This window comes from Aurantimicrobium minutum, assembly GCF_029893825.1.
Taxonomy (GTDB): domain Bacteria; phylum Actinomycetota; class Actinomycetes; order Actinomycetales; family Microbacteriaceae; genus Aurantimicrobium; species Aurantimicrobium minutum_C.
In genome coordinates this window covers 1,430,937-1,457,728 of sequence record NZ_JARXXV010000001.1, presented here as the reverse complement: position 1 = coordinate 1,457,728, position 26,792 = coordinate 1,430,937, and the positions used below count along the sequence as shown (strand labels likewise).

Genomic DNA, 26,792 nt, shown 5'->3' with positions numbered 1-26,792 from the left:
CCCTAAATAAAAAACCGTGGTCCCCCCGAAAGGGAACCACGGTTTTCTTTTTGAATATCAACTACTTCGCGTCAACATCCTTTGCCAAGGTGCCGAGGTAAAGCTCGATGACCTTAGGGTCATCGGCTAGCTCGCGGCCGGTGCCTGTGTAGGCATCGCGTCCCTGGTCGAGAACATATCCACGGTCAGCAATCTGGAGACAACGACGAGCGTTCTGCTCCACCATGATGACCGAGACACCTGCCTTGTTAATACGGCGGGTGCGGATGAAGGTCTCATCCTGACGAACGGGAGACAGACCAGCAGATGGCTCGTCCAGAAGAAGAACCTTAGGGTCCATCATCAGGGCGCGTGCCATTGCGACGGACTGACGCTCACCACCAGAGAGCGACCCAGCGCTTTGCTGACGACGGTCAGCAAGCACAGGGAAGATGTCAAAGATGGCGTCGAGACGCTCGTTCAGACGCTTGGGCTGCAGGAACAGACCCATCTGGAGGTTCTCCTGGATGGTCAGGCTGGGGAAGACGTTGTTGGTCTGTGGCACGAAGCCCACACCCATCTGTACCAGCTTGTTGGTCTTGAAGCCTGTGATGTCTTCACCGTTGAGGGTGACAGAACCTTCACGGATCTTGACCAGACCGAAGAGTGCCTTGAGCAGGGTCGACTTACCGGCACCGTTAGGGCCGATGATGCCGATGAGCTCACCAGGGTATGCCTCGATGGTGCATCCGTTGAGGATGTTTACACCGGGGAGGTATCCAGCAACAAGGTTGTCGGCGCGCAGTACGGGTTCAACACCAGGCTTTTTTGCTTCAGCCATTACTTCTTCTCCTTCTTAGGAGCATCCATAGCGCCTTCTTCGAGCAATGAGTCATCGCCGAGGTCGGTGTCGTGGTGGGCTCCGAGGTAAGCATCGATCACGGCCTGGTCACTCATGACGGTGTCCGCTGGACCTTCCGCCACGACGCGACCTTCTGCCATCACGACAACCCAGTCTGAGATGTGGCGAACCATGTGCATGTCGTGCTCAACGAAGAGAACGGTGGTTCCTTCGTCGCGGAGCGACTGGATGTGGCCCAGCAGTGACTGAGTCAGTGCAGGGTTCACGCCAGCCATGGGCTCATCGAGCATGATCATGACAGGGTCACTCATGAGAGCGCGTGCCATTTCGAGCAGCTTCTTCTGACCACCAGAGAGGCTACCGGCGAGGTCGTCCTTCTTCTCATAGAGCTTGAAGCGCTTGAGGAGATCTTCGGCCTTTTCGATGTTTGCCTTCTCTTGTGCTGCCCAGAGTGGCTTCACAAAAGCAGCTAGGAAGGATTCTCCACGCTGATCCTTGGCACCGAGAAGCATGTTCTGCATCACGGTCAGGCGCGAAAGCGCCTTGGTCAGCTGGAAGGTGCGAACCATTCCGCTCTTCGCTACGGAAGCTGCTGAGGTGTTTCCCAGGAGCTTGCCGTTGAAGGACCACTTCGCAGCCTTGTCAGCGGAAGGACCACCAAAGACCTTCTTTGCAGAAGAGGGCTGGTCGAATCCGGTGATGAGGTTGAAGAAGGTTGTCTTACCGGCACCGTTGGGGCCGATCAGTGCGGTGATAACACCGCGCTGAACCTCGACGTGGTCGACGTCCACAGCACGGTTACCACCGAAGTCACGGACGATGTTATCGACCACGAGGATGGCGTCGGGCTTTGGGGCACCGGGGGTGTGAGGAACGCTCTTCAGCTCTGCACGAGCTTCAGTAGCTGTCTTCTGAGTTGCATTAGACATTGAAGTTCAGCTCCTTCTTATCACCCAAGATTCCTTGAGGCCTGAAGATCACCAGCAGCATCAGTGCGACACCCACCATGATCCATGAGAACTGTTCGGTCTGCTGCGTGTTCAAGATGGCGTCGGGGACAATGATGTCCACGGTGCCCTGAATGAAGATACGCAGTGCGAAGAACAGGATGGAACCGAGTACGGGACCCCAGATGGTGGCAGCACCACCGAGGAGCATCGCGGTCCAGATGAGGAAGGTCATGTTACGACCGAGAGCATCTGGCTGTACTGAGGTGGGCAGGACGTAGAACATACCGCCGATAGCACCGAGAACACCACCGATGATCAGTGACTGCATCTTGAAGGCGAAGACGTTCTTGCCGAGGCTGCGAACTGCGTCTTCGTCTTCACGGATGCCCTTGATCACACGACCCCAGGGGCTGCGCATGAGCAGCCACACCAGGATGGCGAAGATAACTACCAGTGACCAGGCAACGATACGGATGAACCAACCGTTAACACCGGTGTTGTCGAAGGTGAACCACAAGATGGTGGTCTGTCCGTCAGGGAATGGGGACAGAGCACTGAAGGTGTTGCGGTAGGTCTCACCGGGGAGACCGTTAGAACCACCGGTAACGGAGTTCAGTACCGACGCACGACCAACCATGCGGACAATTTCCGCGGCGGCAATGGTCACAATGGCCAGATAGTCGCCTCGCAGTTTCAGGGTTGGAATACCCAGAAGCAGAGCGAAGAGAACACCAGCACCAATGGTGACCAGGGTTGCTGCCCAGAAGGGGAAGCCCATGATGGTGGAGACGGCGAAGCCGTATGCACCAATGAGCATGAAGCCCGCTTGACCCATGTTCAACAGACCGGTGAAACCGAAGTGAACGTTCAGACCAATTGCTGCGATAGCAAAGGCAGCGGTGGTCGGCAGAATCATGTTCGCCGACATGTCATAGATGACTTTTAACCACATATCCATGACTGTCCTCCTTAACCGATCCGCTCTTTGCGACCGAAGATACCCTGTGGACGAACCAGCAGGATGATAATCAGAAGCACAAGGGCTGTTGCGTATTTGAAGTCACCAGGTACGACGAAGTTGGCGAGCTCGACGGTCATACCGATGATGAGCGAACCAACCAGTGCACCGAAGGCGGTTCCGAGACCACCGAGGGTAACTGCGGCGAACATGAGCAGCAGGAGTTGCATACCTGTCTGCCAGTTGATGCCGTTGAGGACAAGACCAAGGCAGACACCGGAGAGACCAGCGAGTGCGGTGGCGATAACCCAAACCAGGCGAATGATGCGGTCCACGTCGATACCGGAGGCTGCAGCAAGTGCTGGGTTGTCCGATACGGCGCGGGTTGCGCGTCCCGTGCGGGTCTTGAGCAGGAACAGACCTACCAAGATGAGAACGATCACCGCGAGGCCCATTGCCCATACCGACTCGTAGGTCAAGGTGACGGGACCAATGGTGAAGGTCTCGGGGTTGTTCTTCATGATGCGGATGGTCTTTGCACCCCAGATCATCTGGAAGGTGTACTGCAGAGCAAGTGCCAAACCGATGGTCACAATGATCATCTGGGTCAGGCTCAGGCCCTTCTTACGCAGTGGCCTCCAGATCACCGCGTCTTGGACATAACCGGTTGCACCGGTGATGACCATCACGATGAAGATGGTGAGGAAGATGTTCAGACCAAGAACGTTGGCGAAGGTGTATCCCAACAGACCACCGAGGGTGACCTGCTCTGCGTGAGAGAAGCTGGACAGACCAGTGGTTCCGTAGATGAGGGACAGACCAATAGAGGCCAGTGCAAGGAGTAGACCTAGTCGAAGACCGGAGACGACCTGCTGTGCAAGGCGGTCCCAGTTGAATCCTTGAGAAGCAGTATCAGTGGGAGTTGAGCCGCCGTCAGCGCTGCCGGAGTCTCCACCGTTAACCGCGAAAATTGCACCCTTGGTGAAACCAAGTGTGATGTCGCGGGTCTGTACTGCATCACCCTTGAGGGTGACTCCCGAAGGAAGGGTCTTCTCGTCAAGGGTGATGGTGTACGTACCAGCGGTGGTAACCGCAGCGTTCCATTTACCTGACTTGTCGGTCTCGACTACAACGTTTTCTCCGTTGCCGTCGATAGTGATTTTGACGCCTGCACCAACACCCTTGATGGTTCCGTTAAAACACCCAGTTGCTGAGTCAGCGACACAGACGTCACTGGCGGCGTGGGCAGCAGGTGCGCCTGTGCCCAAGGTGAATGAAAGAACCAGCAAACCGAGGATCACTCCGAAGATCAATCTCAGGTTTACGGGGCTGGAGCGGCGCGCTAAAGCTGTGTTTACCACTGCACCTCCATAGGGAGAGAAACCGAACTAGTGGTCACGTGTTCCCCTCCATTTACTTACATCGAATGTCGACTTTGACAGACGATACGTGTCAATTATGTCGTGCTTGTTAAACAACCGCGACATAAAGGACCAGAGATGACTTTAGTAGGGGAATGACACCTAGCGCCAACACGTTAAGCTTGATGACAGTTGCATTACTGTAACGGCGCGGAAAATTGCCCGGAATTTCAGACGAACAGATTAAGAAACCAGAGGGATTCATGGCCCAGAACGATCCATTCGGATTTGTTGGACTCACCTACGACGACGTGTTGTTGCTGCCAGGGCATACAGACGTCATTCCCAGCGAGGCAAATACCTCCAGCCGTTTCACTCGTCGCATTACTCTTTCTAAGCCGTTGATCTCGTCGGCCATGGACACCGTGACCGAGGCCCGCATGGCTATTGCCATGGCCCGCCAAGGCGGTATTGGCATCTTGCACCGCAACCTCTCTATAGAGGACCAGGCAGACCAAGTGGACAAGGTGAAGCGTTCCGAGTCCGGAATGATCACCAACCCGGTGACCACCACTGCGGACGCAACCGTCGCAGAGGTTGACCGCATGTGTGGTCAGTTCCGTGTGAGCGGTCTTCCGGTAGTGGACGCGGAAGGAACACTGGTCGGTATTGTCACCAACCGTGACATGCGCTTCGTTTCTGATGCAGATAAGCAGAACTTGAAGGTCTCGGACATCATGACCTCGATGCCGTTGATCACCGCATCGGTGGGTGTCTCCCGCGATGAGGCTATTGCCCTGCTGGCCAAGAACAAGATTGAGAAGCTGCCCATTGTCGATGGTGCGGGCAAGCTCACCGGTTTGATTACCACCAAAGACTTTGACAAGTCAGAGAAGTACCCCGACGCAACCAAGGATGAAGCCGGACGCTTGCGCGTCGGTGCAGCTATTGGTTTCTTCGGTGACGCCTGGCAGCGCGCCGAGGCGCTGCGCGATGCTGGCGTGGACGTTCTCGTTGTCGACACCGCCAACGGTGACTCTGCTGGTGTGCTGGAAATCATTAAGAAGCTCAAGGCTGACCCTTCCTTTGCTCACATTGATGTGATCGGTGGCAACGTGGCAACCCGCTCTGGTGCGCAGGCACTGGTGGATGCCGGCGCTGACGGCATTAAGGTCGGTGTGGGTCCTGGTTCTATCTGCACCACGCGTGTGGTGGCAGGTGTGGGTGTTCCCCAGGTCACCGCTATCTGGGAGGCCTACCAGGCCGCTGGCCCTGCCGGTGTTCCTGTTATTGCCGATGGTGGTCTGCAGTACTCCGGTGACATTGCTAAGGCACTGGTTGCTGGTGCTGAGTCGGTCATGCTGGGCTCTCTCTTCGCAGGATGCGACGAGAGCCCAGGAGACCTGGTCTTTGACAACGGCAAGCAGTACAAGAGCTACCGCGGCATGGGTTCCTTGGGTGCCCTACAGACCCGTGGCGAGCGCACCTCCTACTCCAAGGACCGCTACTTCCAGTCTGATGTTCCCAGTGATGACAAGCTCATTGCTGAAGGTATTGAGGGCCGAGTTGCCTACCGTGGTCCTCTGGCTGCTGTGGCTCACCAGCTGGTGGGTGGTTTGCGCCAGTCCATGTTCTATGTCGGTGCACGCACCATTGATGAGCTTCGCTCTAAGGGCAAGTTCGTGCGCATCACCGCTGCGGGCTTGAAAGAGTCTCACCCGCACGACATCCAGATGGTTGTCGAAGCTCCGAACTACCGTAAGTAAGACAGACCTGGGGAATCACCGTGACTGAAATTGAGATTGGCCGCTCCAAGCGTGCTCGTCGTGCCTTTGCCTTCGACGACATTGCTGTTGTCCCCAGCCGTCGCACCCGCGACCCTCAGGATGTCTCGGTCAGCTGGGGTATTGATGCATACCAGTTCGAGATTCCTATCTTGGCGGCACCCATGGACTCGGTGGTCTCCCCCGAGACCGCTATTGCTATGGGCAAACTCGGTGGTGTGGGTGTTCTGAACCTTGAGGGTTTGTGGACGCGCTACGAGAACCCCGTGCCCATCCTCTCTGAGATTCGTTCACTGCCTGCTGCTACCGCAACGAAGCGCATGCAGGAGATCTATGCCGAGCCCATCAAGGCCGAGCTCATCACTGCTCGTCTGGCTGAGGTTCGTGCCTCGGGCGTGACCGTGGCAGCTGCGCTGTCTCCTCAGCGCACCCAGGAGTTCTACCAAACCGTGGTCAACGCGGGTGTGGATCTCTTTGTCATCCGTGGCACCACCGTTTCTGCCGAGCATGTTTCGAAGGAGACCGAGGCACTGAACCTCAAGAAGTTCATCTATGAACTCGATGTTCCTGTCATTGTTGGTGGCGCAGCCACCTACACCGCAGCCTTGCACCTGATGCGCACCGGCGCAGCCGGTGTGCTGGTGGGCTTCGGTGGCGGTGCTGCTTCGACAACCCGTGCAACTCTGGGTATTCACGCACCGATGGCTACCGCAATTGCAGACATTGCCGGTGCACGCCGTGACTACATGGATGAATCTGGTGGACGCTACGTTCACGTCATTGCAGATGGTGGTCTGGGTACTTCTGGTGACGTGGTCAAGGCCATTGCCTGCGGTGCTGACGCTGTGATGCTTGGTTCTGCACTGGCCCGTGCTACCGATGCTCCTGGTGGTGGATGGCACTGGGGCCACGAGGCACACCACGGTGAGCTTCCTCGCGGTAGCCGCGTGCAGGTGGGTCAAGTTGCTCCGCTGGAGCAGCTGCTCTACGGCCCTGCCGAGGTGGCAGATGGCACCGCCAACATTGTCGGTGCTCTGCGCCGCTCCATGGCAACCACTGGCTACTCCGACTTAAAAGAGTTCCAACGTGTTGAGGTTGTTGTTGCCCCTTACAGCGCAGCCGGCAGCTCTGCTGCAACTGCGCCCACGCCTAACACCACGATCTAATGTCTTCTCCTTCTTCATCACGGGCCTTCGCCGAAGGTGTGCTCAACGCGCAATCCCGTGCTGAAGCACTTGCCGCGATGGCCAGTGAAGAACTCGACATTCTCATAATTGGTGGCGGCATTGTCGGTGCTGGTTGTGCTCTAGATGCGGCAACCCGCGGACTGAACGTGGGTGTGGTCGAAGCTCAGGACTGGGCTGCGGGAACGTCGAGCCGCTCCTCCAAGCTGGTACACGGTGGTATTCGCTACCTCGAACAACTCGACTTCCACCTGGTGCAGGAAGCGCTCACCGAGCGTGGCTTGCTACTGCAGCAATTGGCTCCCCACCTGGTCAAGCCGATTCGTTTCCTCTACCCCGTGGAGCACCCCTTCTGGGAGCGTGCCTATGTGGGTGCAGGCATGCTGCTCTATGACATCTTTTCCTATGCCGGTGGCCGTCGCCCCGGCGTCGGACACCATCGCCACCTGAGCAAGCGCCAGATTGCTTTAGCAGCACCCAGCCTGCGCTCCTCCGGCATCATCGGCGGCATGAGCTATTACGACGGCCGTGTTGATGACGCCCGCTACGTGGTGAACCTGGTTCGCACTGCGGTCGCCAACGGCGCCCACGCGGCGAACCGCACCGAAGTGGTGGGTTTCCTGCAGGAGCGGGGTCAGGTTGTTGGTGTCACGGTGAAGGATGTGGAAACCGGGAAAACCTTCCCCATCCGCGCCAAGCAGGTCATCAACTCCACTGGTGTGTGGACCGGAACTACCCAGGAGCTCGTCCACGATGGTGGCACGCTGCGCGTGCGGGCATCGAAAGGCATCCACATTGTGGTTCCGCGTGATCGCTTCAAGTCGGTGATGGGCCTGCTGCTGCGCACCGAGAAGTCTGTGCTCTTTGTGATTCCGTGGGGTCGCCACTGGATCATTGGCACCACCGATACTGACTGGCACTACGACAAGGCACACCCTTCTGCTACTGCCACAGATATTCAATACGTGCTCGATCACGTCAATGCCGTGCTCGATGACCCCATTACCCACGACGACATCGAGGGTGTGTATGTGGGACTGCGTCCCCTGCTTGCTGGGGACTCCGAATCCACGACCAAGCTCAGCCGTGAACACGTGGTGGTCAAGCCCAAGCCTGGCTTGGTCTTGGTTGCAGGCGGTAAGTGGACCACCTACCGCGTCATGGCTCATGACGCGGTGGATGCCGCCGTGGAAGAACTCAATGCGACCGCAGGCGAGGGTTCAATCCCTGCCAGCGTGACCGCCTCTGTTCCTCTGTTGGGTGCTTCTGGTTACAAGGCCGCCTGGAACCGTCGCACGCGCACAGCTGCACGTGCAGGGCTTCCCAAGCATGTGGTGGAGCACCTGCTGAACCGTTATGGCTCGATGGCCGATGATCTGCTGGCCATCATCGCCGAGGATCCCAGCCAGGCTGAATCTCTGCCGGGCAACCCTGACTACCTGCTGGCAGAAGTCACCTATGCGGTCACCCACGAGGGTGCCATGCACATCGAAGATGTGCTCTCTCGTCGCACACGTTTCACCATTGAAACCCGCGACCGCGGTTTAGAAGCTGCTGCTGTGGTGGGAAAGATCATGGGCTCACTGCTGGGCTGGAGTGCTGCGACCGAGAAGAAGGAAGTGAAGAACTTCCGACTCGGTATTGAGGCAGAGTTTGCTGCCGAGCAGCAAACCACGGACGAGGCCGCCAACGCGATTCGCACCGCTGCTCCCTCCATTACGGAGATGCCGGTTTAGTCATGCTGCGCACTGCACTGAAACTTCGCTGGATTGCCTTCCTGCTCTTTGTGATGGCTCTGGCTGCTGTCTTTGCCTGGTTGGGGCAGTGGCAGTTAGGTCGTGCTGTTCTTGCTGCCCAGCCGGTGGACACCGTTTCTGAACAGATTGTTCCTCTGCAAGAGCTGCAAGAACCTGGTGTTCCTGTTTCCGAGATTGCCGGCGGTCACATGACCGAAGTCACCGGTTACCTCCAACCCGATGCTTACACCCTGCTTCAGGGCCGACTGAACCACGGTGAAAGCGGTTGGTGGGTTGTGGGGCGAATGATTACCCCTGATGCTTCCTTGCCGGTGGCATTGGGCTGGAGTTCCACCGAGGCAGATGCTGTGGCTGTGAAGGACGCCCTCTCATCTGAGCCTGTAGCTGAGCCTTCAACCGTGACCGGACGCTTCATGCCCACCGAAGCACCGATGGTGCCCTCTGCGCAGCTGAGCCCCTTTGCGGAGAACACCCTGTCGGTGGCATCGCTGGTGAACCTGTGGCCAGACTTCTCCGGCCCGGTCTATGAGGGCTACCTCGTGGCAGATAACGCACCATCTGGTCTTGAAGCCATTGAGTCTGTGCCACCCATGAACGAAGGCACTATTAACTGGCTCAACATCTTCTACGCCATCGAATGGATCGTCTTCGCCGGCTTCGCGTTCTACATCTGGTGGCGCCTGGTCAAAGACGCCTACGAGCGTGAACTCGAAGAAAAAGTACAGCTCGAGGCAAAGTAAACTAGAGCCATGCCACTAGCCCCACGCGCCGTTGATATCCCACGAATTCCGGGGGCCCTGAAGTTCTACAAGGTCATGTCTTATGTGACCGGTACATTCCTTCTGCTGCTGGTGGCAGAGATGATCTTGAAGTACTGCATCGACGCCCGAGACTGGGCGCTAGTCATGCCTGGCGGCATGACTGATGCGGCCACCGGAGACTTTGTGTTCCTGGAGCCAGGTTTTGAGATTGAAGCCTTTGGTCCACACGGCTTCATTGCTCTGGTTCCTTCGGACACGGTGACCGCCGTCAACCTCTCTATTGGCATCTTGATTATTCACGGCTGGCTTTATGTTGCCTACCTCTTCTCTGGCTTCCGCATCTGGTCCATGATGCGTTGGAGCTTTGGCAAGCTCCTCATTATTGCCCTGGGTGGAATCGTGCCCGGACTTTCTTTCGTTGTTGAACACTTCTATGCCAAGCAGGTTGTGGAATTCCTGGCAACACAGGACACCACAACCACCCCAGTAAAAGGAGAGGCCGCGTGACGCAGCCCCAGCCCGTCCTCGTCGTTGACTTCGGCGCACAATACGCTCAGCTCATTGCACGTCGCGTGCGCGAAGCCGGTGTGTATTCCGAGATTGTTCCTCACTCCATTACCGCTGCTGAGGTAACCGCGAAGAACCCCGTGGGTATTGTGCTCTCTGGTGGTCCTTCCAGCGTCTACGAACCTGGTTCACCCTCTCTCGACCCCGCCATCTTGGAACTGGGTATTCCCGTCTTTGGTATTTGCTACGGCTTCCAGGTGATGGCTCAGGCTCTGGGTGGAACTGTTGCGCAGACCGGCGGCCGCGAATACGGTGCAACCGATGTTGCCATCAAGGCAGACCACGCACTCGTGGGCGGTCAGCCCACCTCACAGACCGTGTGGATGAGCCATGGCGACCAGGTCGCCACCGCCCCTGCCGGCTTTACTGTCGTTGCCTCGACGGAAGCAACTCCTGTTGCTGCCTTCGCCAACGACGAACGCCGTCTCTACGGCGTTCAGTGGCACCCTGAGGTGAAGCACTCTGAGTGTGGTCAAGATCTACTGGAGAACTTCCTACACAAGTGTGCTGGGCTTCCAGCGGACTGGAACAGCGAGAACGTCATTGAGACCCAGGTCGCTGCCATCCGCGCCCAGGTTGGCACAGGACGCGTTATCTGCGGTCTTTCTGGTGGAGTTGACTCTGCAGTAGCTGCAGCCATAGTTCACAAGGCAGTGGGCGACCAGCTGGTCTGTGTGTTCGTTGACCACGGTCTCCTGCGCCAAGACGAGCGCCGCCAGGTTGAAGAAGACTACGTCAAGGCAACCGGTATTCGTTTGGTGACTGTGGACGTGCGCGAGCAGTTCTTGAACGCCCTCGCTGGCGTGAGCGACCCTGAAACCAAGCGCAAGATTATTGGCCGCGAATTCATTCGCACCTTCGAGCAGGCAGAACGTGACCTCATGGCCGAAGCTGCTGCCGATGGTGAACCCATCAAGTTCTTAGTTCAAGGAACCCTCTACCCCGACGTGGTGGAATCTGGTGGTGGCAGTGGAACTGCCAACATCAAGAGCCACCACAACGTGGGTGGACTTCCTGAAGACCTGCAGTTCGAGCTTGTAGAGCCTCTGCGTGCACTGTTCAAGGACGAAGTGCGAGCCATTGGACGCGAACTCGGTCTTCCTCACGAAATCGTGGGACGCCAGCCCTTCCCTGGTCCGGGTCTCGGTATTCGCATCGTAGGTGAGATTACTCAGGAACGTCTGGATCTCCTGCGTGAAGCAGACGCAATTGTGCGTCACGAGCTCACCGCAGCCGGTCTGGATGACGAGATCTGGCAGTGCCCTGTTGTTCTTCTGGCAGATGTTCGCTCGGTGGGCGTCATGGGTGATGGTCGCACCTACGGCCACCCCATTGTCTTGCGCCCTGTGTCGTCTGAAGACGCCATGACTGCAGACTGGACACGTCTGCCCTATGACCTGCTCGCCAAGATCTCAAACCGCATTACTAATGAGGTTGCTGGCGTGAACCGCGTCGTTCTGGATGTCACCAGCAAGCCACCAGGAACTATTGAGTGGGAATAACCCAAAAACAACAAAGATGCTCCGAGAAGAATTTCTCGGAGCATCTTGTGTATTCGCTCAAATCACCACGAGCGAGGTTCCTGTGGCGTGAACTGAGACGTGTTCACGCCACAGGGTAGAACTCGTTAGGACTTACCCTCAACAGCTGACGACCACAGGGGCACGTTCTTGTTGTTGAACTTGTAAATACCAACAAATGCTGATGAAGGATCATTCAGAGCATTGAAAGGTCCAACCGAGGATGGGCCCTGGTAGTGGATTTCTTTGCCATCTTTGATCAGCTTCACGCAGTCAGCGTAAGTGGTGCACTTTTCGCCACCGTTAGCACCGGAGACAGCGGCCAGGTTTGCCTGGATAGCCTCTGGTGTGGTTGCGCCACCCTTGGTCGCTGCAAGAGCTGCAAGAGTAGTTGCGTCGTATGACTCAGCTGCGTAGATGAAGTCAGAGAGTTCGCCGCCCTGAACATCAGACCAGTACTTGCCAAAACGCTTCTTCAGTTCATCTGAAGGAGCTGCACCAGGGATGGTTCCCTGAGCACCTTCGAGGGTGCCGGCTTCAAAGTCCTTCTCGAAGGAGCTGGTGTTGCCGTCAACGAAGTAGGTGTGTGACATGTCCCAACCCTGAGCTACGAGCTCAGGGATGATTGCCTTGGTCTCGTCGAAAGCGATAACAACAAGTGCATCTGGCTTCTGAGCAAGAGCAGCGGTTACCTCAGAGGAGAAGGTGGTCTGGGAAGGAGGGAACTCCTGGCCCTGGCCCTTACCGCCGTAAACGACAGATCCGCCTGCTTCAACAATTGCCTTTTCGGTCGAGTCACGAAGACCGGTTCCGTAGGAGTCGTTGAATACGAGGAATGCGGTGGTGGCGTTACCGTCACCACTGATGAGCTGTCCGAGTGCGTCACCCTGAACGGTGTCTGGTGGTGCAACACGGAAGTAGAAGGGGCTGTAGCCAGAAAGGGCTGCTGCAGTGTTTGCAGGAGAAATCTGAACAATTCCAGCTTCAGTAATGGCGTCAACAACGTTGAGCGATACGGAAGAAGAAGCCGCACCAAGAACGAAGGAAACCTTCTGCTTGATCAGGTCTTCAGCTGATGCTGTCGAAACAGACATGTCGCTGGAGTCACCTGAGTCAGTGCCGTAAATGCAGGCGTCGGTGCCGTTTACGCCACCTGCTGCATTGATGTCTGCTACTGCAAGACCTGCACCAGCGATTTCTGCTGGGCCGAGGAAGGCGAGGTTACCAGTTACGGGCAGGAGGGTTCCTACCTTGAAGGTGTTCTCGCTCGTGCTATCTGCCGCACAGTTAGCTGCGGAATAGGTTGTTGCGTCTGCATTGGTGTCGGTAGATCCACTCGCACAGCCGGCCAGCACGAGTGCTGACGTTGCTGCTAGAGCAATTCCTCCGAGTGCACGCGTGCGAAGTGAAAGATCGCGCATGTTGCTCCTTTGAAAATGGAATGGTTCACAGGTGATAAACCATGCCCAAGCTAGAACAATGCTGAATTTGATACGTTCTGGAAAAGGATTTAGTTCGCGCCCAAAAGAGCAACATCCGCTTAGTTACAGGGATGCAGGGCCATGTAACACAGAGACTTATTTCATAGGGTGAAATAACAGCACCCCCCGGGCCGAAGCCCGGGGGGTGCTGTTTCAGTGCAACTACTGTTTAGGACTTACCCTCAACAGCGGACGCCCATACTGGAACGTTCTTGTTGTTGTACTTGTAGATACCAATGAATGCCGATGAAGGGTCATTCTTAGCGTTGAAAGGACCTACCGAAGAAGGACCCTGGTACTGGATGTCCTTGCCATCCTTGATGAGCTTGACACAGTCAGCGTAGGTGGTGCACTTTTCGCCACCGTTAGCACCCGAAACAGCAGCCAGGTTAGCCTGGATGGTCTTAGGGGTGTTGTCGCCGCCCTTGGTTGCAGCAAGAGCTGCAAGCATGGTTGCGTCGTAGGACTCTGCAGCGTAGCTGAAGTCAGTGAGCTCTTCGCCCTGAACGTCAGACCAGTACTTGCCGAGGAGTGCCTTCAGCTCGTCCGAAGGAGCTGCACCAGGGATGGTTCCCTGAGCACCTTCGAGGGTACCTGCTTCAAAGTCCTTCTCGAAGGATCCGGTGTTTCCATCGGTGAAGTAGGTGTTAGCCATGTCCCAACCCTGAGCTACGAGCTCGGGGATGATTGCCTTGGTCTCGTCGAATGCGATAACTACGAGTGCGTCAGGCTGAGTAGCCAGAGCAGCAGTTACCTCGGAGGAGAAGGTGGTCTGAGCAGGAGGGAACTCCTGGCCCTTACCCTTGCCACCGTAAACAACGGAGCCACCAGCTTCAACGATTGAAGCCTCGGTCGAGTCACGAAGACCGGTTCCGTAGGAGTCGTTGAATACGAGGAAAGCAACCTTTGAGTTTCCGTCACCGGTGATCAGCTGACCGAGAGCAGAGCCCTGTACGGTGTCTGGTGGTGCAGTGCGGAAGTAGAAGGGGCTGTAGCCGGAAAGAGCTGCAGAGGTGTTAGCAGGAGAAATCTCTACGATGCCAGCCTCGGTGAACGAGTCAACAACGTTGAGAGATACGGAGGAAGAAGCTGCACCAAGTACAACCGATACCTTCTGCTTGATGAGGTCTTCTGCCGAAGCGGTAGAAACAGACATGTCGCTAGAGTCACCGGAGTCGGTGCTGTAGAGGCAGGCGTCCTTACCGTTGACGCCACCAGCTGCGTTGATGTCTGCTACTGCAAGACCAACACCAGCGATTTCGGGTGGGCCGAGGAAGGCGAGTGAACCAGTGATTGGCAGGAGGGTTCCTACCTTGAAGGTGTTGTCGCTAGTGCTGTCAGCTGCACAGTCTGCTGCCTTGTAAGCAGTTTCTGCAGAGCCGCTGTCGGTTGATCCGCTAGCGCAACCTGCGAGCACGAGTGCCGAGGTAGCTGCGAGAGCGAGACCACCGAGTGCACGAGTGCGGAGAGAAATTTCTCGCATGGTACTCCTTGGTGATTATTTGACCAGAGCACGACAATGCGCTCTGTTGTAATTCCAAACTAGGCGCAAGTTGTTTCTTGAAACAACATTTCATGGTTACAACTAGGTAACAAACTGTTTGATAGCGAAAGAAAACGTCAAAAAAGGCCCGAAAACAGCAGTTTTCGGGCCTTTCGTGAAGAAATCGTGCGTTGCGCTACTTCTTTGCAGCCTCAATGGTCTTGCCGAAGTAGGCAACACCGGTCTTGGTGTCGTAGTTAATCTGACCTGCAGGGCCGGTGTAGTTGATGGGTTGCTTATCTCCCACAGCCGAAACACACATGCCGTAGCTGGTGCAGGGGAAGCCTGCCTGGTTGCTCACAGCAAGCATGCCCTGGGTGATGGACGCTCCGCCGTCATCCTTGGTGACGGTGGCAGCGAGGATGGTCGCAGTTGCTAGGTCATAAGCTTCTGCGCCGTAGCCCAGTTCGGTCACGCTGGGGTCGGAAGCCTTGAGACGCTTGCTGAGGGTCTCATCTGGAGAGATGGCCTTGACCTCTGCGCCTTTGGGTGCGGTCTTTGCGTTCGCAATCGACACAATCGCTACGTTGCTGTCGTTCTTGGCAACCAGTTCTTGCAGAGTTGCCACAACAGTTGCCGAAGCGGGAGCGATGATGACATCGACTCCGCGGGAGACGAGGTCATTGAAGCTGGCTTCGGTGGCGGCAGGGTCACCATCACCGGCGTTGCGGTGAATGACCTCAACTGGAACCTTGTTGTAGCCACCTTGCTCGTTGACTTCCTGGGCAGCTAGATCAACACCTGCTGCCTGAGCTGCTGCATAGGCAGCCAAGTCACCCGAGACGGGAGTCATGTCACCGATGCGCAGGATGCCATCACCGGAAGGCGTGACGGGTGTGGGGGTTGCGGTGGGAACAACTGCAGAGCCACCGGAGCATCCGGCCAAGCTCAGCGCAACAGCGCCTGCGACAATCGCGAAAGCAAACTTACTTTTACCCACGGTTACCCATTTCGTCGTAGCGAACTTACCGCTCAACAGTATCGAGTTACTCCGTCATCACTTGGCAGGCACGCGTGAGCTCTGCAAGGAGTGAACCTGCTCAATAAATGACAAGTTCCGCCGAATAAAGTTAGTTCAATAGGACAAATATCCGAGCCGTAATCAGGTAATTGCAAAGTATCGATGTTCACAGCGAGAGGACCAACTGTGACATTCTCCAAAAATGAGAACCATCTCACTATTCATCTCACATACTTCAGTGAAGAACCGACTATGAAAGAGACTCCTGCGAATGCGGAGTCGATTGCTCACTATTTTCCTCGACACACGATGAAAGTGTGGTCCCGTCAGGATGTCGAAGAGTTGATGAGAGCGCGTCGTGATTTTGCGTTACTGAAAAATTTCAATTCCCTCATTCCTCTGGCCTACAAGTCTGATCTTGCTAGCTATTACTTGCTGTATACCTTTGGGGGCTGGTACACCGACTTGAATAATTTTTTTGTATCGGAACCACCAGACGTTTCTGAATGCACTATGTATTTGTTCAAAGATGTCCATGATGAACCTGCCCCATGGTCGATTTCTACGAGCATGTTCTATTCACGTGCGGGTAGCCCCTCACTCAAGCGCGCAATTGAAATGGTGCAATTCAATTGCGACAATCGCGTACTGGGCAATACACCTCTCTGTGTTACCGGGCCTACCCTCCTAGGGTCAGCAATTGCAGCAATCGGATTAGTTCCAGGCGTGAATTATCACACCGGTGAATTCGTTCATCGAGGTTCGGACAAGGTTTTTGAAACACGCGAAAAGGAATTGTTGGCGCTGTACAAACCAAACAATATTGCCCACGGTGAATCTGGTGTACCAGGGGGAAATAACTACACCGAACTGTGGCATCAAGGACGGGTATTTAAGTAATCACTCGTCACTACTGGCTACTCAATCGTGAGCTCTTCTGCTGCGCGGGCAAGTCTGTTTGCTTTACCGTGGCGCAGCATGTCGACCGTGAGCACGATCAGGGCTGCCCAGATGATGAAGAAGCCAACCCAGCGAACCGGTGGCATGGGTTCATGCAGCACAAAGACCGCCATACAGAACGAAAACACCGGGGTGGAGTACTGAATCAGGCCAATGGCAGTAAGGGGAAGCCTGCGAGCGCCCGCACCAAACATGATCAGCGGAACTGCGGTGACCACACCTGCCGAAGCCAGGAGCAGGGTGTGGGGAACGCCATAACCAAAGAAGGTCAGACCCACCATGTTGGAGACAATAATCAACTGGATGATCGCCACCGGCGTCATCCAGATGGTTTCGATGGTGAGGCCACTGATGGCGTCTACGACACCACCTGTGCGCTTCTTGATCAATCCGTACAGACCGAAGGATCCTGCCAGGGTCAGCGAGATCCAGGGAATGTTGCCATAGCTCACGGTGAGAACGATGACCGCAATGAAACTGATACCCACGGCAACCCATTGGGTCTTGCGGAGCTTCTCGCGCAACACCAGAACACCCAACACCACTGTGACGATGGGGTTAATGAAGTAGCCAAGAGAGGACTCCACAATCTGGTTACTCAACACCGCGATGATGAAGACCTGCCAGTTGATATAGATCAGCACCGCTGCCACACCTAAGGTGAGCATGAGCTTTCGCTGAGCCATGATTGCGAAGAGTTGCTTCCACTTCCTGGTTACCGCAATAAGGAATGCACAGAACAGCAGGGAGAAGAGAATACGGTAGCCAACAACCTCGAAGGGTGTTGCTGGCTCCAGCATGAGGAAGTAGAGAGGGAAGAGTCCCCAGAGACCATATGCACCAAAGGCATAGAACAGGCCGGAGCGAGAGAGCTTCTCTGGCACGTTAGATGCGGGAGAAGTCATGACTCCACACTACTCCTGAGATATCATTGAGGTAGTGGCGGGCAGTAGCCCTTAGAGCTTGGCAGTGTTCCGGACGGTTCGCGAGCCAGGCTCACACTATTTTAAACAGTTGTGGCCCCGGACGAATCCAGGGCCACAACTAGAGAATGTGTGTTATCGAACCACGATTGCGAGTACGTCACGAGCGGAGAGTACAAGGTACTCCTCGCCTGCGTACTTCACTTCGGTTCCACCGTACTTGGAGTAGATAACCTTGTCGCCTTCGGCGATGTCCAGAGGAACACGGTTACCGTTGTCGTCAATGCGGCCGGGGCCTACTGCAACGACAACGCCCTCCTGGGGCTTTTCCTTGGCAGTGTCAGGAATAACGAGACCGGAAGCAGTGGTCTGCTCGGCTTCAACCTGCTTGATAACAATGCGATCTTCGAGCGGCTTGATGGCGACCGACACGGTTGACCTCTTTCTTGAACTAAGTATGGGATTAGCACCCGAACCCGTCGAGTGCTAACTACGAGTGTACGGCGTGAACTAGCACTCGCGCAATGTGAGTGCCAGCTTTACTCTTGGTAGGTTTACAACCATGGAGAGCGCAGAACTACGCGAATTACTCACCCCCGAGGCGGTGGCGTTACTGGACTCTCTGCCTGCTTACACATCCAACACCGACGTGCTGAAGATGGTGGCGCAGCTGCGCAAAGAGGGAAATTCCCCGTCATTAGTGGCCACTGTGCTCACGCAGGCCAAACTGCGCAGCAAAGCTGCGACCAAGTTTGGCGACTTCGCCAACCGCATGCTCTTCACCGAGGCTGGGCTGGAACAGGCAACCAGGCTTCCTGTAGCAGCACTGCATGCCAGCCGTTATGTTCGCGCAGGGCTCACAAGCGTTGCGGATTTGGGCTGCGGAATTGGTGCCGATGCACTGGCATTTGCCGGTGCTGGTTTACGTGTGCTGGCGGTGGACGCGGATGAAGTGACCGCTGCCATCACCACCTACAACCTGGCGCCTTTCCCCGAAGCACAGGTACACCACTGCCTTGCCGAAGATGCTGACCTCTCGGGTGTGGAGTCGGTCTATCTCGACCCCGCACGTCGAACCGCAGGACACTCCAACACGAATAGGCTTGCTCGCTCCGAGGACTACACCCCCTCCCTCGACTTTGCCTTTGGTCTGGCCGAGAAGTTGCCCACCGGCATCAAACTGGGTCCCGGTTTTGACCGCGAACTCATTCCAGACAATTGTGAAGCACAGTGGATCTCTGTGGGAGGCGACGTGGTGGAGGTTGGGCTGTGGTTTGGCCCCCTCGCACGAGAGGGCATCACCCGTGCGGCGCTGATTCTTCATGCCGACGGCATGCATGAGCTGACCGCTGTTGCCGACTCAGCTGATGCCGAGGTGGGAGAACTGGATAGCTACCTCTATGAACCAGATGGTGCCGTCATCCGTGCACGGCTCATAGGTGATCTAGCCAGAACGCTGGGCACACACATGCTCGATGAGCACATTGCTTACATGTCTAGTAACACTGAGGTGCACTCCCCCTTTGCCACCTGCTTTGAGGTTGTGCAGGAGTTCGCCCTCGATGTGAAGGTGTTGGCAAAGGAACTCAAGGCTCGGGGCATTGGCACACTCGAAATCAAGAAGCGTGGCGTGGATATTGACCCGGCAGAGTTTAGGAAGAAACTGGGCCTCACAGGCAAGAACAGCGCAACGCTGTTCTTGACCCGCCTCGGCGAACGCCGCGTGGCCATCCTGGCTCAGCGCGTCACACCCTCGATTTAGTAGCCGGTCTCCAAGACGTGCTCCAGCATGTCCACGAAGTAGTTCACCGAATCCATGGTGACCACCAGAGGTGGCTTGATCTTTAGCACGTTCTGGTAATCCCCGGTGGGCTGCATGATGACACCGAGCTCCAGTAGACGATTACATATCGCCTCTGTTTCTTCCGTTGCCGGTTCGAGAGACTCGGTATCTCGAATGAATTCGAGACCGAGGTAGAGACCAGAACCGTGAACCCTGCCCACGATGGGGTACTTCTCCGACAGGCTCTGCAGGCGCTGCTGTAGGTGGCTTCCCACCGTCAGAGCGTTCTCCTGCAAGCCCTCATCCTTGATGATGCCTAGAATGGCCTTGCCAATTTCGCTCGAGACGGGTGAGCCGCCGGTGGAGGAGAAGAAGTAGCCCTGAGTGCGGTAACGGTTCGCAATCTCACGGCTAGTGATCACGGCACCAATGGGATGACCGCCACCTATCGACTTTGCCACGGCAACGATGTCCGGAATGACTCCTTGCTGGTGGAAGCCCCAGAACCACTGACCTAGGCGGCCGAAGCCAACCTGGACTTCGTCCGCAATGGCGAGGCCGCCCTGCGCACGAACAGCCGCATAGACCTGTTCGAGGTAGCCATCTGGCAGCGCAACACCACCGGCGTTGCCGAAGTATGACTCCGAGATGAAACCGGCTATGGGCTTGCCTGACTGCGCAATCCCATTGATCACCTCGACTGCTTCGGGGCCATACTTCACTGCCTCAGCACCACGGTGAACACCGCGATACGAGTTGGCAGCATCCACGGTATGGATCCACTCGGGGCGAGTACTCAAGGCGTTGGGGTTATCTGCGATCGAAGTAGAGACAGCATCGCTGGCATAGGTCCAGCCGTGATACGACTCACTCATGCAGACGATGTCGGAACGGCTGGTGTATGCCATCGCCAGTCGTAGAGCCAGGTCTACCGCTTCCGAACCAGAGTTCACGAAGAAGACCGTGTCCAACTGCTCAGGTAACGTCTCGGTGATCATCTCGGCGTATTCGGTAATGGCGTGATAGTTGAAACGAGAGTTGGTGTTGAGCAGACGCATCTGGTTCGTCGCTGCCTTCACCACCCGTGGGTGTGCGTGGCCGACAGAGGCCACGTTATTCACCATGTCTAAATACACACGGCCGTTGGTGTCCATCAGATACTCACGCCAGCCGCGTTCCATCTGGGGTGGGTGTTGGTAGTAGTGCTCCTGCACTTCTGCCAAGACTTTCTCGCGGCGTTCCAACAACTCATCCGCATCGCGGGCACTGCCTAGATCAAGACCGAGTGCCTCGGTGGGGTCACCGAGCACACTGCGCCAACCAGCTGCCAGCTCCGCGGTGACGCGGGCAGGAACATCTAATGATTCGTGAACCGGTGAAACGGTGATTGCCGTGCGGGCAGGCAGGGTTGTTGAGGTGATTCCCGGTGCACTCAAAGCCACTGCCTGGTCACCTGCCCTCACAGTCAGTGAATCTGCCTGTGACTCGATGGCTGCGGAGGTGGTGAGTTGGGTGGCTTCTGCCAGCCAAATCGTCGCGTGAGTGGGGATGGTCTCAGGTGATGTGTGTGTGCGAGAGGGTGCACCGGTCAACACTGGTTGCCAGGCAGGCAGCACCACAAGCTGTGCACCGGCATCGAGTGCACACAGTGCCGCCTTCTCGAGAGTTGTGGCATCTAGCCAGGCGCCTTCGTCGTTCAGGGTGGAGGTGGTGCCGGCATCCAGGATTTCTACTCTGCTCAGGGAAGAAAGCAGGTTGCCACCAGACCACGATGCAGGGTGTGCAACGGGCAAGCCCAGTGCTTCACGAATGGTTGCTGCCATGACCGCCGGTGGAACGGTGAGGGCCTGCACCAAGATGCGCATCTCGCGATCGAGTGCACTCGTGGCATACTCATTGTCTTCGTCAATGCGGCTTTGCTGGCGACCACTCAACACCAGGACGGCACCGCGTTGAATAACCAATGGCCACAACGCATCGATCTCATCTTCGCTCAGTGGGCGCAGCGCATGGAATGCCTTAATGGCTGGCAGCACGTTGACCGGTGCAACACCAGCGTGGTGAAGCATCGAAGAGACAGTGGTAGCAATCTCGCCGACAGCCCACGATTTCGCCACATCGCCGAAGTCAAGCACGGCATCTGGCAAAGAGTGAGCGTCGGGACACATGATGTTGTCATCGGTGATGTCGAAGTGGCCCATCTGCTGAGGCAGGTTGGGCCCAACTCCACTGAGCACAGGGGCAGTCATCTCAACAGCTCGTTCAACGAGTTTCTTGACCTGCTCATCTGGTTCGTCAGCGAGAAGCTGATCAATCACCTTTTCCGCATAGCGGAGGTCCCACTGCAACACACGAGAGCTTGCCGGGTGAGAGAAGTCGGCTAGCCCGGTGCTCACAATTCCTGCAATCTCGCCCATGCGCGCAATGGCTTGGGGTGAGAGATAGCTCGAACCCATGAAGTTACTCCCCGGAATGAACTTAATCACGCGGCCATGAATCTCACCCTGAGATGTTTCCCACAGTGCCGACATGGGGCCGTGCGCCCCCTCGACGATGGAGGGAATACGCAGCTCCACCTTGCCTGCAAGGTGGGCTGCAGCCTCATCCTGCATCTGGATTTCTGCTACCGAGAAGGCAGGGTTGCTCAGCTTGAGCACACCGAGAATCTCTCCCGAGTCCTCAATGCGAAGCACAAAGTTTTGATCTTGCTGACTCCCCAGGGACGAGGCAGTGGTGCGGACTCCGAAGTGCTTTTCAACCAGCTCCACGACTTCCTGCTCGGGAAGGGTTGGTGAGGGAAGCTCAGTCTGAGTGAAGTAGTTAAAGATTTCGGTAGCCATAGCTTTTCTATTCTGATGTGTCAGCCGGGTTGTTACCACCTGGATATCAACAACCCCAGTATTAACCACTCACGCCACCACCTGGTCTCAGGTGGTGGCGTGAGGTGAAGAGGTGCGGTTAGTAGTTGTAGTAACCGTTCATGCCCGAAGCGAGCACTACGCCAAAGAAGGCGATGAGCAAGATGGCTACCAGCACGCCGAAACCAATGCCGATGTAACCGGTAATGAGACCTGCCACTGCCATGCCATCACCCTGTTCGCCGGTGCGACGAATTTCCTTGCGTGCCATGTGACCTGTCACAACAGCAACGATGCTGGAAAGGAAGGGCACGAAGGTGAGGCCAGCAATACCGGCAATGAGCGCAACAATCGAGAGAGTGTTGGTCTTCGCAGCAGGAACAACAGTTACCTGAGCTGCCTCTACCGTTTCGGTCTTGGCGCTAGCAGCTGGCTTGGAACTCTTGGAAGCTTTTTCAGTCATAGTTCAATTTTAGTGAACCTGAATGTCCGTAACTGGGAGAGTGCTGTCAGCTCCAAAGTTCAAGCTTGAGGGCTCTGCGCCTTCCATAATCAGCTCGGATGCCAAGGCAGCAATCATGGCGCCGTTGTCTGTGCACAGCGAGAACGCAGGAATGCGCAGCTGAACTCCGGCAGAAGTTGCACGCTGCTGCGCCACTTCGCGCAGGCGTGCATTGGCCACCACACCTCCGCCGAGCAGCAGACGTGGAACGCCATAGTCCTTGCAGGCGGCGATTGCTTTCGAGGTGAGGACATCAATGACAGCTTCGCGGAAGCTGGCTGCCACATCAGCGATGGGAACTTCTTCTCCCGCATCTCTGCGCACCTCAACCCAGCGGGCAACCGCTGTCTTGAGCCCAGAGAACGAGAAGTCGTAGCGGTGCTTGTCCATATCTTTGGGCAGAGTGAGTCCGCGGGGAAAGCGAATGGCTTTGGGGTCACCCTCGGCTGCAACGCGGTCGATGTGGGGACCACCAGGATAGGGCAAACCCAGAATACGGGCCACCTTGTCGAAGGCTTCACCGGCTGCATCGTCGATGGTCTCCCCCAGGAGTTCAACATCGCTAGTGAGATCACGAACCAAGAGCAAAGAAGTGTGACCGCCGGAGACAAGCAGAGCGATGGTGGGATATTCCAACGGGCCTTCGTCACCGAGCACATCAGCACCAACGTGGCCAACAAGGTGGTTCACGGCATAGATGGGTTTATCAAGAGAGAGCGCCAGCGCTTTAGCTGCACCAACGCCCACCATGAGAGCACCAGAGAGACCTGGGCCGCTGGTCACAGCGACAGCATCCAGATCACTGAGCTGGATGCCCGCTGTGGCAACGGCTTCGGTCAGCGCGGGGCGCAGAGCTTCCAGGTGTGCACGTGCTGCCACCTCCGGAACAACACCGCCATAGCGGGCATGTTCATCCATCGAGGAGGAGATGACATTGGCAAGCAGCTCGCGTCCGCGAACAATGCCAATACCGGTCTCATCACAACTGGTCTCAATACCGAGCACTAAGGGAGCATCTCGATTCATCACAGATCAGCTCCCTTCTTCATGATCACGGCATCGACACCTTCAGGCTGGTAATACCCAGGTCGAACGGCGATCTCTTCGAACCCGAGAGAGTAATACAAAGCTATGGCGTGAGGGTTATCGGCACGAACCTCAAGGAACACACGAGTGGCATTGCGAGCTTCTGCTTCGTCAAGAAGAGCATTCATCAACATGCGCCCCAGGCCCACACTGCGAAACTCTGGAATGACCGCGATGGTTTGAATATCGCCATCGCCTGAACCTCGAGGGGCCAAGAGACCGGCATAGCCGACTATTGCTGGCTCTCCCCCGAGTGCATCGGTGTGTGCTTCGGCAACGAGGTAGAAACAGTTCTTGTCCCCCACGTCACGATCCATAGCTTCGAACGACCATGCCTCTCCGCCAAAGACGGGGGTTTCAATATCCATGATGGCGGGGACATCTTCGGTGGTGGCAATACGCAACTGAATAGTTTCAATCATTTAGTCCGCCCCTCCTGAACAACCCGCTTGGGGCCGTTACTCATCGTGACATCCGGCGAGCGCAAATACAGTGCCTCGAAGGGGAGGAATTCTCGTCCGGCACCCAGCATGCGCTGGGCGAGCACACCCAGCCAGGCTGCCGAGACTTCCTCAGCACGGACATAGCCACTCTCGGCGGCATCAAACTCACCCGGCTTCTGAATTGCAGGGCCATAGTTTCGCACCGGGCAACCGTCGTCATCGAGCCCGTTATAGAAACTCACATACTCTTCCTTGCGGCGAGCATCGGTTGTGACCACAAGGTTGTTGCCACGATCACCATCGAGGTGTTCAAGGGCTATGGCATCGTGACTATTCATGGGAAGCAGGATTGCTCCAGCGCCGAATGCGAACGCATCGGCAGCAGCAATCCCCACCCGCAAACCCGTGAACGGGCCAGGCCCCATACCGGCAGCGACGTGGCTGACTTCGCTGGCAGTAATGCCTGCCTCGGTGAGAGTCTCATTGATGTAGCTTCCGACGATTTCGGCATGACGCATCGTGTCAGGAGTTGAGCGGTGGGCTTTAACAACCCCGTCTACCACCACGGCAATGCTGGTGCCGGCAGAAGTGTCCACGGCAAGGATTACGCAGCTCATGCGACCCACCTTCTGCCGTGCCCAGTGATGGTGACCATGCGGGGCTCGACCAGCTCGTCACCGAGCTCACCGGCATTAGCTCCTTCGGGGCGTTCGATCACGACATCAAGCCAGGAGTCGACCAGACCATCCATCATTCCTGCGCCCCACTCCACCACAACAACAGAGTGAGCGAAATCAATATCTAAGTCATCGAGTTCAACAGCAGAGTTCAACCGATACGCATCCACGTGAACCAGCGGTGGACCATCAACCAAACTGGGGTGTGTTCTAGCCAATACGAAGGTGGGAGAAGTGACAGGTCCTCGAACACCTAAGCCTTCGCCGATGCCACGAGTGAGAGTGGTCTTTCCTGCACCAAGGGGACCAGTAAGCACCAGCACATCCCCGGCACGCAGTGCACGGCCGAGCTCGAGGCCGAGCTCATGCATGTCTTCCGGGGTGTCGATGTGACGAGTGCCCAGCATTAGACCTGGCCCTCATAGACATATTCCAGGCGGGTGGGAATCAATCGCGTGGCAATCTCATAGCCAATCGAATCACCTGCCGCCGCCCACTCGTGAATGGAAGGGTGACCTACTGCTGGATCTCCAAACAGCACGACGTGATCGCCCACGGCGACGGGGTCATCTTCCACATTCACTACAAACTGATCCATCGCAATACGACCTGCCACGTGATAACGGGAACCGTTGATCACCACCGGTGCCGCATTCGATGCATTGCGGTTGATGCCATCGCCATAACCGAAGGGCACCAACGCCAGTGTGCTCTCATGGGCTGTTCGGTGAAGGTAGCCATAGCTCACGCCCGTGGATTCGGGAACGCGGCGAACGGCAACAACTCTTCCCTCAAGCGTCATCGCGGGGGTCAGCCCAAAGTCTGCGGGACGCTGGGACTCATGAGGAGAGATGCCATATGCGGCAATACCGCAGCGCACCATGTTGAATCTGGTCGCAGGCAGTGTCAGTGCTGCCATCGATGCGGCGAGGTGAACATAGCGTGGGGTGAGCCCTGCATCTGCGAGCTCGGAAAGCCCCACTTGGAACACGTTGAGTTGTTCGAGATCATCTTCTGGTGAGGTATTGGAGAGGTGACTCATCACACCCTCAACGTGGAGATCACCAGAAGCATTCAGTTCTGCTGCGGTGCGCATGAAATCTGCCCACTGCTCCGGGCTGGAACCATTGCGGCTGAGTCCCGTGTCCAACTTGAGGTGAACGCGTGGAGTATTTCCTGTGCGATGACCGGCTGCAGCAATAGCGTTCAGTTGTGCCACCGAGGCAACGCCCAGGGTGATCTCTGCTGCCACAGCCTCATCAAAGGTTTCATCAGGTGCGTGAATCCAACACAGCACCGGTGCGGTAATGCCAGCAGCGCGCAGGGTTAGTGCTTCGGCGATGTCGGCAGTTCCCAGCCAGGTTGCACCGCCGGCGAGCGCTGCCTTCGCTGCGGGAACCATGCCGTGGCCATAGGCATTTGCCTTGACCACGATCATGACATCTTCGACCGCGGTGAGCTCTTTAATGCGCCTCACATTGCCTGCAATGGCATCGGTGTTGATGCGCGCAATACGGAATGGACTGTGGCTCATGCTGCCGACCTTTCGGCAACGACGAAGGCAACGGCAGCATCTGCATCGTGGGAGATGGACAGGTGCACCGAGTCAATACCTTTGGCACAGGCCATCTCCGAGGCAGCACCCCTCAATTCAAATGAGGGCTTACCCAGCTCGTCCTTGACCACGACCATGTCGTGGAAGGTCATGGAGCCTGAACCGCCAAAAGCTTTGATGAGTGCTTCTTTAGCCGCAAAGCGACCAGCAAGGGAATGTGCAGGAAGACCACGTTCAGCATCGGTGAATAGGCGCTCTGCAAGTTTCGGGGTGCGCTCAAGCGCCCGCTCAAAGCGAGCGATGTCGACGATGTCGACGCCCACTCCGACAATCATGG

The 26,792-nt window shown here is 56.5% G+C and carries 25 protein-coding genes; 8 read left to right on the top strand and 17 right to left on the bottom strand.

Features of this window, described 5'->3' with window-relative positions; all coding sequences use genetic code 11:
* Positions 1–61 precede the first annotated feature (61 nt).
* Genes M2120_RS07175 through M2120_RS07160 form a run of 4 tightly spaced genes read right to left on the bottom strand, consistent with a single transcriptional unit; the run spans position 62 to position 4,110 of the window.
* Positions 62–820, bottom strand: coding sequence for an ABC transporter ATP-binding protein (locus tag M2120_RS07175; RefSeq protein ID WP_280798009.1), 759 nt, complete (start codon positions 818–820; stop codon positions 62–64).
* Positions 820–1,770, bottom strand: coding sequence for an ABC transporter ATP-binding protein (locus tag M2120_RS07170; RefSeq protein WP_280798008.1), 951 nt, complete (start codon positions 1,768–1,770; stop codon positions 820–822). Before M2120_RS07170 ends, M2120_RS07175 begins: the two co-directional genes overlap by 1 nt.
* Positions 1,763–2,749 (bottom strand): branched-chain amino acid ABC transporter permease, encoded by a 987-nt coding sequence (locus M2120_RS07165; protein ID WP_280798007.1) that lies wholly within the window; start codon positions 2,747–2,749, stop codon positions 1,763–1,765. The genes M2120_RS07170 and M2120_RS07165 overlap by 8 nt, the downstream gene beginning before the upstream one ends.
* A gap of 11 nt (positions 2,750–2,760) precedes the next feature.
* Positions 2,761–4,110, bottom strand: coding sequence for a branched-chain amino acid ABC transporter permease (locus M2120_RS07160; protein ID WP_280798006.1), 1,350 nt, complete (start codon positions 4,108–4,110; stop codon positions 2,761–2,763).
* Positions 4,111–4,373: 263 nt separating this feature from the next.
* On the opposite strand from M2120_RS07160, the gene guaB reads away from it, so the two are divergent.
* The 6 genes from guaB to guaA are packed head-to-tail and all read left to right on the top strand — an operon-like array spanning position 4,374 to position 11,665.
* A complete protein-coding gene (gene guaB, locus M2120_RS07155) occupies positions 4,374–5,876 on the top strand; it encodes an IMP dehydrogenase (protein ID WP_280798005.1) in 1,503 nt (500 codons plus the stop codon).
* Between the two features lie 20 nt (positions 5,877–5,896).
* Entirely contained in the window at positions 5,897–7,060 is a 1,164-nt protein-coding gene (locus tag M2120_RS07150) for a GuaB3 family IMP dehydrogenase-related protein (protein ID WP_280798004.1), read from the top strand.
* A complete protein-coding gene (locus M2120_RS07145) occupies positions 7,060–8,814 on the top strand; it encodes a glycerol-3-phosphate dehydrogenase/oxidase (protein WP_280798003.1) in 1,755 nt (584 codons plus the stop codon). Before M2120_RS07150 ends, M2120_RS07145 begins: the two co-directional genes overlap by 1 nt.
* Before the next feature lie 2 nt (positions 8,815–8,816).
* Positions 8,817–9,575 (top strand): SURF1 family protein, encoded by a 759-nt coding sequence (locus M2120_RS07140; RefSeq protein WP_280798002.1) that lies wholly within the window; start codon positions 8,817–8,819, stop codon positions 9,573–9,575.
* Positions 9,576–9,584: 9 nt separating this feature from the next.
* Positions 9,585–10,103, top strand: a complete 519-nt coding sequence (locus M2120_RS07135) for a DUF3817 domain-containing protein (protein WP_280798001.1) — start codon at positions 9,585–9,587, stop codon at positions 10,101–10,103.
* On the top strand, positions 10,100–11,665 hold the full coding sequence (gene guaA, locus M2120_RS07130) for a glutamine-hydrolyzing GMP synthase (protein WP_280798000.1): 1,566 nt from the start codon (positions 10,100–10,102) through the stop codon (positions 11,663–11,665). The genes M2120_RS07135 and guaA overlap by 4 nt, the downstream gene beginning before the upstream one ends.
* A 125-nt stretch (positions 11,666–11,790) precedes the next feature.
* Here the strand turns inward: guaA and M2120_RS07125 are convergent, their stop codons facing one another.
* From M2120_RS07125 to M2120_RS07115, 3 genes are all read right to left on the bottom strand, one after another.
* Entirely contained in the window at positions 11,791–13,104 is a 1,314-nt protein-coding gene (locus M2120_RS07125) for an ABC transporter substrate-binding protein (RefSeq protein ID WP_280797999.1), read from the bottom strand.
* A gap of 229 nt (positions 13,105–13,333) precedes the next feature.
* A complete protein-coding gene (locus M2120_RS07120) occupies positions 13,334–14,647 on the bottom strand; it encodes an ABC transporter substrate-binding protein (protein ID WP_280797998.1) in 1,314 nt (437 codons plus the stop codon).
* Between the two features lie 196 nt (positions 14,648–14,843).
* Positions 14,844–15,647, bottom strand: coding sequence for an ABC transporter substrate-binding protein (locus M2120_RS07115; protein WP_280797997.1), 804 nt, complete (start codon positions 15,645–15,647; stop codon positions 14,844–14,846).
* A gap of 273 nt (positions 15,648–15,920) precedes the next feature.
* Between M2120_RS07115 and M2120_RS07110 the strand changes: the two genes are divergently transcribed.
* Complete coding sequence (locus tag M2120_RS07110; protein WP_280797996.1) at positions 15,921–16,568, top strand: glycosyltransferase; 648 nt, start codon at positions 15,921–15,923, stop codon at positions 16,566–16,568.
* A gap of 17 nt (positions 16,569–16,585) precedes the next feature.
* Here the strand turns inward: M2120_RS07110 and rarD are convergent, their stop codons facing one another.
* Positions 16,586–17,533, bottom strand: a complete 948-nt coding sequence (gene rarD / locus M2120_RS07105; RefSeq protein WP_280797995.1) for an EamA family transporter RarD — start codon at positions 17,531–17,533, stop codon at positions 16,586–16,588.
* Positions 17,534–17,686: 153 nt separating this feature from the next.
* Positions 17,687–17,983 carry a co-chaperone GroES gene (gene groES / locus M2120_RS07100; RefSeq protein ID WP_096382469.1) on the bottom strand — a complete coding sequence of 99 codons (297 nt, stop codon included), beginning with the start codon at positions 17,981–17,983 and terminating at the stop codon, positions 17,687–17,689.
* 130 nt (positions 17,984–18,113) lie between these two features.
* Between groES and M2120_RS07095 the strand changes: the two genes are divergently transcribed.
* Positions 18,114–19,313 (top strand): class I SAM-dependent methyltransferase, encoded by a 1,200-nt coding sequence (locus M2120_RS07095; protein WP_280797994.1) that lies wholly within the window; start codon positions 18,114–18,116, stop codon positions 19,311–19,313.
* Here M2120_RS07095 and M2120_RS07090 read toward each other — a convergent pair.
* The 8 genes from M2120_RS07090 to M2120_RS07055 form a co-directional block, all read right to left on the bottom strand.
* Positions 19,310–22,174 carry an aminotransferase gene (locus tag M2120_RS07090; RefSeq protein ID WP_280797993.1) on the bottom strand — a complete coding sequence of 955 codons (2,865 nt, stop codon included), beginning with the start codon at positions 22,172–22,174 and terminating at the stop codon, positions 19,310–19,312. The genes M2120_RS07095 and M2120_RS07090 overlap by 4 nt on opposite strands.
* Positions 22,175–22,292: 118 nt before the next feature.
* A complete protein-coding gene (locus M2120_RS07085) occupies positions 22,293–22,655 on the bottom strand; it encodes a DUF4190 domain-containing protein (protein WP_280797992.1) in 363 nt (120 codons plus the stop codon).
* Between the two features lie 9 nt (positions 22,656–22,664).
* Positions 22,665–23,720 carry a tRNA (adenosine(37)-N6)-threonylcarbamoyltransferase complex transferase subunit TsaD gene (tsaD, locus tag M2120_RS07080; RefSeq protein WP_280798170.1) on the bottom strand — a complete coding sequence of 352 codons (1,056 nt, stop codon included), beginning with the start codon at positions 23,718–23,720 and terminating at the stop codon, positions 22,665–22,667.
* Positions 23,720–24,202 carry a ribosomal protein S18-alanine N-acetyltransferase gene (gene rimI, locus M2120_RS07075; RefSeq protein ID WP_280797991.1) on the bottom strand — a complete coding sequence of 161 codons (483 nt, stop codon included), beginning with the start codon at positions 24,200–24,202 and terminating at the stop codon, positions 23,720–23,722. Before rimI ends, tsaD begins: the two co-directional genes overlap by 1 nt.
* The gene (tsaB, locus tag M2120_RS07070) at positions 24,199–24,840 is read right to left on the bottom strand and encodes a tRNA (adenosine(37)-N6)-threonylcarbamoyltransferase complex dimerization subunit type 1 TsaB (RefSeq protein WP_280797990.1); all 642 of its coding nucleotides are present in this window, start codon (positions 24,838–24,840) and stop codon (positions 24,199–24,201) included. The genes rimI and tsaB overlap by 4 nt, the downstream gene beginning before the upstream one ends.
* Positions 24,837–25,307, bottom strand: coding sequence for a tRNA (adenosine(37)-N6)-threonylcarbamoyltransferase complex ATPase subunit type 1 TsaE (gene tsaE / locus M2120_RS07065; RefSeq protein WP_280797989.1), 471 nt, complete (start codon positions 25,305–25,307; stop codon positions 24,837–24,839). The genes tsaB and tsaE overlap by 4 nt, the downstream gene beginning before the upstream one ends.
* Positions 25,307–26,434 (bottom strand): alanine racemase, encoded by a 1,128-nt coding sequence (gene alr, locus M2120_RS07060; protein ID WP_280797988.1) that lies wholly within the window; start codon positions 26,432–26,434, stop codon positions 25,307–25,309. The genes tsaE and alr overlap by 1 nt, the downstream gene beginning before the upstream one ends.
* Entirely contained in the window at positions 26,431–26,790 is a 360-nt protein-coding gene (locus tag M2120_RS07055; protein ID WP_280797987.1) for a holo-ACP synthase, read from the bottom strand. Before M2120_RS07055 ends, alr begins: the two co-directional genes overlap by 4 nt.
* Between the last annotated feature and the right edge of the window lie 2 nt (positions 26,791–26,792).

Bases quoted from the DNA above. Each gene is read 5' to 3' on its own strand.
- M2120_RS07085 (WP_280797992.1), bottom strand. From the start codon at position 22,655: ATGACTGAAAAAGCTTCCAAGAGTTCCAAGCCAGCTGCTAGCGCCAAG.
- M2120_RS07125 (WP_280797999.1), bottom strand. From the start codon at position 13,104: ATGCGCGATCTTTCACTTCGCACGCGTGCACTCGGAGGAATTGCTCTA.
- M2120_RS07135 (WP_280798001.1), top strand. From the start codon at position 9,585: ATGCCACTAGCCCCACGCGCCGTTGATATCCCACGAATTCCGGGGGCC.
- M2120_RS07145 (WP_280798003.1), top strand. From the start codon at position 7,060: ATGTCTTCTCCTTCTTCATCACGGGCCTTCGCCGAAGGTGTGCTCAAC.
- M2120_RS07110 (WP_280797996.1), top strand. From the start codon at position 15,921: ATGAAAGAGACTCCTGCGAATGCGGAGTCGATTGCTCACTATTTTCCT.
- M2120_RS07120 (WP_280797998.1), bottom strand. From the start codon at position 14,647: ATGCGAGAAATTTCTCTCCGCACTCGTGCACTCGGTGGTCTCGCTCTC.
- M2120_RS07095 (WP_280797994.1), top strand. From the start codon at position 18,114: ATGGAGAGCGCAGAACTACGCGAATTACTCACCCCCGAGGCGGTGGCG.
- rarD (WP_280797995.1), bottom strand. From the start codon at position 17,533: ATGACTTCTCCCGCATCTAACGTGCCAGAGAAGCTCTCTCGCTCCGGC.
- M2120_RS07055 (WP_280797987.1), bottom strand. From the start codon at position 26,790: ATGATTGTCGGAGTGGGCGTCGACATCGTCGACATCGCTCGCTTTGAG.
- M2120_RS07170 (WP_280798008.1), bottom strand. From the start codon at position 1,770: ATGTCTAATGCAACTCAGAAGACAGCTACTGAAGCTCGTGCAGAGCTG.
- M2120_RS07140 (WP_280798002.1), top strand. From the start codon at position 8,817: ATGCTGCGCACTGCACTGAAACTTCGCTGGATTGCCTTCCTGCTCTTT.
- tsaE (WP_280797989.1), bottom strand. From the start codon at position 25,307: ATGCTGGGCACTCGTCACATCGACACCCCGGAAGACATGCATGAGCTC.
- M2120_RS07175 (WP_280798009.1), bottom strand. From the start codon at position 820: ATGGCTGAAGCAAAAAAGCCTGGTGTTGAACCCGTACTGCGCGCCGAC.
- M2120_RS07165 (WP_280798007.1), bottom strand. From the start codon at position 2,749: ATGGATATGTGGTTAAAAGTCATCTATGACATGTCGGCGAACATGATT.
- guaB (WP_280798005.1), top strand. From the start codon at position 4,374: ATGGCCCAGAACGATCCATTCGGATTTGTTGGACTCACCTACGACGAC.
- M2120_RS07090 (WP_280797993.1), bottom strand. From the start codon at position 22,174: ATGGCTACCGAAATCTTTAACTACTTCACTCAGACTGAGCTTCCCTCA.
- rimI (WP_280797991.1), bottom strand. From the start codon at position 24,202: ATGATTGAAACTATTCAGTTGCGTATTGCCACCACCGAAGATGTCCCC.
- alr (WP_280797988.1), bottom strand. From the start codon at position 26,434: ATGAGCCACAGTCCATTCCGTATTGCGCGCATCAACACCGATGCCATT.
- tsaB (WP_280797990.1), bottom strand. From the start codon at position 24,840: ATGAGCTGCGTAATCCTTGCCGTGGACACTTCTGCCGGCACCAGCATT.
- tsaD (WP_280798170.1), bottom strand. From the start codon at position 23,720: ATGAATCGAGATGCTCCCTTAGTGCTCGGTATTGAGACCAGTTGTGAT.